At 39.8% G+C, this 4,563-nt stretch carries 4 protein-coding genes; all 4 read left to right on the top strand.

The annotated features are described in order from the left end of the window. Positions 1-339: 339 nt before the first annotated feature. Entirely contained in the window at positions 340-1,317 is a 978-nt protein-coding gene (locus PLK24_RS08675) for an autoinducer 2 ABC transporter substrate-binding protein (protein WP_324478225.1), read from the top strand. Positions 1,318-1,444: 127 nt separating this feature from the next. Beyond that, positions 1,445-2,932: a sugar ABC transporter ATP-binding protein gene (locus PLK24_RS08670; protein WP_324478223.1), complete on the top strand. Its 1,488-nt coding sequence runs from the start codon at positions 1,445-1,447 to the stop codon at positions 2,930-2,932. After that, entirely contained in the window at positions 2,929-3,897 is a 969-nt protein-coding gene (locus PLK24_RS08665) for an ABC transporter permease (protein ID WP_324478221.1), read from the top strand. The genes PLK24_RS08670 and PLK24_RS08665 overlap by 4 nt, the downstream gene beginning before the upstream one ends. Beyond that, a partial coding sequence (locus PLK24_RS08660) for an ABC transporter permease (protein ID WP_324478219.1) occupies positions 3,894-4,563 on the top strand: 670 nt, incomplete at its 3' end. The genes PLK24_RS08665 and PLK24_RS08660, both read left to right, overlap by 4 nt.

Below are 4,563 nucleotides of genomic sequence, written 5' to 3'. Positions count from 1 at the left end.
CGAAGCCTCAGGATGACGAATAAAAAACATTCTCCCCGCCGCGAAAGCGGTACCCCTCCAAGGAGGGGAATTGTTAAATTTATTCCCCCATTGAGGGGGGATTCAGGGGGGTGTACCTAACTTTTTTGATCATTTTTCATTCATTCTGGTATTTTCAGGATAAATTAGAAAAACTAAGGAGAATGAGGAGGTGAAAATTCCTGTTTAAAAAGCAAATTTCATATTTATTAAAAACTTTTATGACCTTTAAGACCATTCTTTTCAAGCCTGGGAAGTTGTAGTTGATTAAGGTAAGACGACATTAAGGAAAAAAGATTTTAAAAATGGAGGGAATAAACCGTGAAAAAAGGTATATTTTTAGTAATGATGGTGATTTTTCTGCTTTCTATGACCATGATAGCCAGCGCTCAAGAGCTTACTATTGCTGTTATCCCGTTATCTCTCGGTCATCCCTGGTGGGTACGTTGTGGAGAAGGTGCCACGAAAGCCGGAGAAGAACTTGGTATTAATATTATTTATACTGCACCAGAAAAAGAAGATGCCGCCAAACAACTGGATTATTTTAACGACCAAGTTAATAAAGGCGTTGATGCCATTCTTTTGGCAGCAGTTGATGCCGAAACCATGAAAAAGCCGATTGCCGATGCGATAGCCAAGGGAATACCGGTATTTGGTTTTGATATTGGTGCACCGGGAACCGACATTATTTGGACCGCTTCGGGATGGGAGCCAGTTCAGAGTGGTACCAACATTGGTGAAGGTTTAGCAAAAGAAATTGGTGGCAAAGGGAAAGTTGCTTTAATCACTGCTGGCCTTGGGCAGCCCTATCTTGAAATGAGACAAAAAGCCATAGAAGCGGTATTGGCTCAACATCCGGATATTACCATCGTGGGCTTGTATGCCAATGATAATGACTATGAAAAAGCCTTGAGTCAGTGCGAATCAGTATTACTCGCTCATCCTGATTTAGCTGGTTTTGCCAGTACCACCACCACTGGAATCCCAGCAGCGGCTCAAGCAATTATTAATGCTGGCTTGGAAGGAAAAGTAGCGGTTTGGGGAGTTTCAATGCCGAAACAAAACGCTGATTATGTCAAAAATGGAATTGTAAAGGGTGGATTGGCATTAGATTCAGCTCAGATGACTTATTTAGGAGTGCGAATTGCTTACGATTATCTAACCAAAGATAAAGTTCTACCTGTTCCAGGAAACGAATATGGCTGGGCAGAGGTACCAGTTACTGATGTTGAAGAAAAGTTCTCCTATGTTCCTGACACGCTATTAACTCCAGAAAACGTAGATACTTTTGGATTCTAAGAATCAGCTGTTCACTCCGGAAGGCTATAAAAGTTTGTTTATTTATGGCCTTCCGTTTCTGTTTTTTGCTGCAAGAAAAAAGATAAATCCAAAATGATGTAGCAATAAGGAACGAAGGTGGAATCCAATGATTCGCATTGATCATGTTTCCAAGTCATTTCCAGGAGTCATTGCACTCGAAAATATTTCCTTCCAGATTAATTCTGGTACTGTACATGGTTTAGTTGGAGAAAATGGCGCTGGAAAGAGTACCTTGATTAAAATAATTTCTGGAATTTACTCCGACTATGAAGGAGATATATTTATTGATGATCTGCGGCTCCAGATAACTTCAGTTCATGAAGCACAAAAAAAAGGTATTGCCACAATTTTTCAAGAATTGACTGTTGTTCGGGAACTCACTGTGGCAGAGAATATATTTTTAGGAAGAGAACCAGTCGGTTTTGCCGGAGCTTTAGATCGAGCTGAAATGGAAAGGAAAAGCCAACAAGTTTTAAATGAACTAAATGTTTCTTTTTCCCCCCGTGATAGGGTAGGAGACCTCTCAGTCGCCAACCAGCAAATTGTTGAGATTAGCAAAGCCTTGGTTTTAAATACCCAGATTTTAATTATGGATGAGCCTACTTCATCTTTAACCGAAAAAGAAGTCCAAAACCTATTTTCGGTCATCAATACCCTGAAAAGTAAAGGTATTACTATTCTTTATGTTTCTCATAAATTAGAAGAAATCTTCAAAATATGCGATGCCATTACTGTCCTGCGAGATGGAAAACACATTCAGACCAGTCTCAAATCTGCTACAACTTCACCTGAGGTTATTCGAATGATGGTTGGTCGGTCACTGAACATGTTGTTCCCACCCCGGACGGCTCAAAAAGGTGATTTGCTTCTGTCGGTAAAGGATCTGACTCGAGCTGGTGAATTCAAGGATATCAGCTTTGAAGTCCATGCCGGAGAAATAGTTGGTTTTGCAGGTTTAATTGGTTCGGGAAGGACTGAACTAGCCAAAGCATTATTTGGAGCAACTTGTCCCAACAAAGGGGAAATAAAAATTAGTAATCAAAAAATGAAACTGTTTTGTCATCCTCGTGAAGCGATTTCTCACGGTCTGGTCTATCTTTCCGAAGACCGGAAGCAGGAAGGCCTCATTTTACTTTTATCAGTAAGAGAAAATATCTCACTTCCAATTGTTAAAAAAATATCTCAAAATCTTTTTGTCAAGAGAAAAGAAGAGCAAAATATTGTTGATTCATTGATCGAAAAGCTAAAAATTAAAGTATTTAGCCGAGATCAAGTGGTTGAAACCCTATCGGGAGGTAATCAACAAAAAGTGGTTATTTCAAAATTGCTTCTCACCAACGCCCAGGTATTCATTTTTGATGAACCTACCCGTGGCATTGATGTCGGAGCCAAATACGAGATCTACAAAATTATGAACGATTTGACTGCTGATGGGAAGGGAATTGTCTTTATCTCCTCAGAGCTTCCAGAAATTTTAGGCATTTCCGACCGAATTTATTGTATGCGGGAAGGGTCAATCGTCAAGGAATATACTCGGGAAGAAGCGAATCCTGAAAACGTGATGTCAGTTCTTACGGGGGGTTCATCGATATGAATATGCCGCTTGAGCAGAAAATACAGGAAAAACGGAGACCGCTTCGTAATTTTCGTGAGCTACCCATTTTCCTTTATATATTAGGCATGTTAATTGTATTTTCTTTTGTTATTCCAGGATTTTTCTCGGCAAGGAATTTCATCAATATTTCACGTCAGATAGCGGTTGTAGGAATCTTATCCATGGGAATGACTCTAGCTATTCTAACTGCAGGCATTGATCTTTCGGTTGGTTCAATCTTATCTTTTGCCATTAGTATTGGAGGAATGGGAATTCCCGATGGGAGAACGATTTGGGTGGTTTATCCTCTGGTTCTCGTATTAGGATTAATTCTGGGATTGGTAAACGGGTTATTGGTTACCCGAATTGCCGTACCGGCAATGATTATCACCTTGGGGACGATGAACATCTACCGGGGAATTACTATGATCATTACTCAAGGAAAATATATTACACCCATACCTTCCCAATTTTTGTATATTGGCCGGGGTTTAACTCCATTTTTATTTTTGCTGGGAACAGTAATTCTTTTTATTTATATTACCCTTTTTACTCGTTTTGGTCGGAATATTTATGCCATTGGTGGCAGTGAACAGTCGGCGATCTATTCAGGAGTTCCGGTTCAAAAATATAAGATAGCCGTTTATGCGATTAGCGGTATTCTTTCAGCTTTTGCTGGTTTAATTTTTGTTGGGAGAAGTGGTTTCATCCAACCTCAAGCCGGTATTGGCTATGAGATGAATGCCATTGCTGCGGTAGTTATCGGTGGCACCAGCATTACCGGTGGAGCGGGGAGTATTTTAGGATCTTTCCTCGGATCGGTTTTAATGGGTTTAATTTTGGCTGGTTTGACTATGCTATCTGTCGATCCTTATTGGCAGGGTTTAGTTACCGGCATTCTCATTATATTGGCTATTTCTATGGATTCTTTCCAACATCTCCGCAGTGAGAGGAGGACTCTATGAAACCGGGAAGTGAACAATTTCGATCGATCCTCATTCTTACTCTGATTAATGTTGGAATTATTGTTATTCTCTCTTTTTTGTCACCCACTTTTTTAACCTATGAAAACTTGCTTTCGGTTCTTAAACGTATGAGCGAGTTGGGAATGTTAGCCATTGCTGAAACCATTGTTTTTATAAGCGGTGGTTTTGATTTATCTATTGGTACTATAATGGCTATATCAGGTTTAATCGCTGGACAGATGTATATTTTTGGACTCCCTTTCTTTTTATGTGTCTTGCTTGCTTTATTAGGAGGCATGGCTGCTGGACTGATGAATGCTCTTTTTATCGTCAAATTACGATTACAGCCTTTTATCGTGACTCTGGCTACCATGTCCATCCTTAGAAGTATTGTTTACGGTGTGCTTCGAGGGAAAACCCTCAGCCATTTTCCTGAATCCTACTTAGCCTATGGTGATTTAACCATACTTGGTTTTCCCTTCTTGTTTCTGGTACTGATTGTTTTTGCTGTTTTATCTTCATTACTTTTACAACGAACTTATATAGGAAGGCAAATCTATGCTGTTGGCGGAAACGAACGCTCAGCCTATCTGTCTGGGATATCGGTAAACCGAATAAAATATACCGTTTATATTTTAAGTGGTTTTATTTGTGCTTGTGCTGGTC

Origin of the sequence: Atribacter sp., from assembly GCF_035418125.1 — a bacterium.
In the GTDB taxonomy this organism is placed as follows: domain Bacteria; phylum Atribacterota; class Atribacteria; order Atribacterales; family Atribacteraceae; genus Atribacter; species Atribacter allofermentans.
Note: the sequence above shows the minus strand (reverse complement) of the source record. Positions and strands in the feature narration are given on the sequence as shown.